This window comes from Pseudomonas sp. BW16M2 (assembly GCF_014268865.1).
Classification (GTDB): domain Bacteria; phylum Pseudomonadota; class Gammaproteobacteria; order Pseudomonadales; family Pseudomonadaceae; genus Aquipseudomonas; species Aquipseudomonas peradeniyensis.
Genome location: NZ_JABWRI010000070.1, coordinates 1 through 788, shown reverse-complemented (window position 1 = coordinate 788; position 788 = coordinate 1). Strand labels below are relative to the sequence as shown.

1 pseudogene is annotated in these 788 nt (G+C 57.6%); it reads right to left on the bottom strand.

Going from position 1 to position 788, the window contains the following annotated elements:
* Positions 1 to 741: pseudogene (locus HU735_RS26810) on the bottom strand (IS5 family transposase); the annotation flags it as partial.
* Positions 742 to 788 lie beyond the last annotated feature (47 nt).

Below are 788 nucleotides of genomic sequence, written 5' to 3'. Positions count from 1 at the left end.
TCCTTCAACCAACCAAATAGCCGTTCGATAGCGTTCCGCTGCCGATACTTGGGCTTGTCAAACAGGCGCCGTAAGCCCGGCTTCGGCTTGCGCTTCATGTCACGCAGCGGACTCACCGGCTGCATCCGATAGCGGTCGCAGTATTGCCGCAAGGATTCTGCGTCATAGCCTTTGTCGGCCAGGAGCCAGCGGCAGCGCTTGCGTGGCCTACCTCGATTCGAGGGGATGTGGACACCGTCCAGCAGTCGCTGAGCATGGGAGATGTCGCTGGCGTTACCACCTGAGAGCGTGAAGTGGAGTGGGACGCCACGGGCGTCACTGACCATGTGAGTTTTCGTCGTCAACCCGCCCCTGCTTCGTCCAAGTGCGTGTCCGTTGGTTCTTCAGTCCCCCTTTTTTGCCTGCTCCGACAGAGGCACGGGTGGCCCTCACGGCGGTTGAGTCGATGCACCAGGTGGTCAAGTCAATCTGGCCCTGTGCATTGAGTTTGAGGTGTAACCGCTTGAGCATCTTGTTGAAGGTTCCTTGGTTTCGCCAGTCTCGAAATCGTTGATAGACCGTCGACCAAGGCCCGAATCGTTCAGGCATGTCCCGCCAGGTTGCACCAGAGCACAGCACCCACAACACGCCGTTGAGCATCAAGCGATCATCGACTCTTGGGCGTCCTGTACGTCGATGTGCGGTGAAGAGGTCCGCGACTATTTCCCATTCTGCGTCGGAAAGTTCGTATCGCTTGGACATGGCAGAATCCTTCGCCTAAAAAGCGAGAACTCTACGGAAAATCAGGC